Origin of the sequence: Bacillus sp. 2D03, from assembly GCF_003946765.1 — a bacterium.
GTDB lineage: Bacteria > Bacillota > Bacilli > Bacillales > Bacillaceae_G > Bacillus_A > Bacillus_A cereus.
On record NZ_RPSJ01000044.1, the window covers coordinates 1 to 833 of the forward strand.

Consider the following 833-nt stretch of genomic DNA (forward strand, 5'->3'; position numbering starts at 1 on the left):
GCACACATTTCTTCTAATCCGCGTGTTGCCTCCCAGCCTAATTCACGCTTTGCTTTCGATGCATCAGCAAAACATACTGCCACATCACCTGGGCGACGCTCTGTAATTTTATAAGGAACTTTCTTGCCTGAAACTTTTTCAAATGCTTCAACCATCTCTAGTACACTATAGCCCATGCCTGTGCCCAGGTTATAAGCATCTACTCCTGTTGTACTCAGTACTTTCTCAAGCGCCTTTACGTGACCATTTGCTAAGTCCACAACATGGATGTAATCACGGACTCCTGTTCCATCTTTCGTTGGATAGTCATTTCCGAATACGCTTAATTCTTTTAACTTACCTACCGCTACTTGCGTTACATATGGCATTAAGTTATTTGGGATTCCATTTGGATCTTCTCCGATACGCCCACTTTCGTGTGCACCAAATGGATTGAAATAGCGAAGTAATGCGATACTCCATTCTGGATCTGCAAATGCTACATCACGCATAATTTGCTCAATCATTAATTTCGTTTGACCATATGGATTTGTTGCACTTAATGGAAACTCCTCCGTAATCGGTGACGTTTCCGGGATACCATATACAGTTGCAGATGAACTAAAGATTATCTTCTTTACATTATGTTTCTGCATTACTTCACATAGCACTAACGTGCTTGTAATGTTGTTATGATAATATGTTAATGGAATCGCTACTGACTCCCCTACAGCTTTAAATCCTGCAAAGTGAATAACTGCTTCAATTGAATTTTCTTCAAAAATTGCGTCAAGCGCTTCGCGATTTAAAACATCTTCTTTATAAAACTTAAATTGTTTTCCTGTTATTTCTTT

Annotated in this window: 1 protein-coding gene; it reads right to left on the minus strand. The window is 39.3% G+C overall.

The genetic code is table 11. From position 1 onward, the window contains the following. Positions 1–833 (minus strand): UDP-glucose 4-epimerase GalE (gene galE / locus EBQ15_RS30880; protein ID WP_125653129.1); only part of this gene is annotated, 833 nt, incomplete at both ends.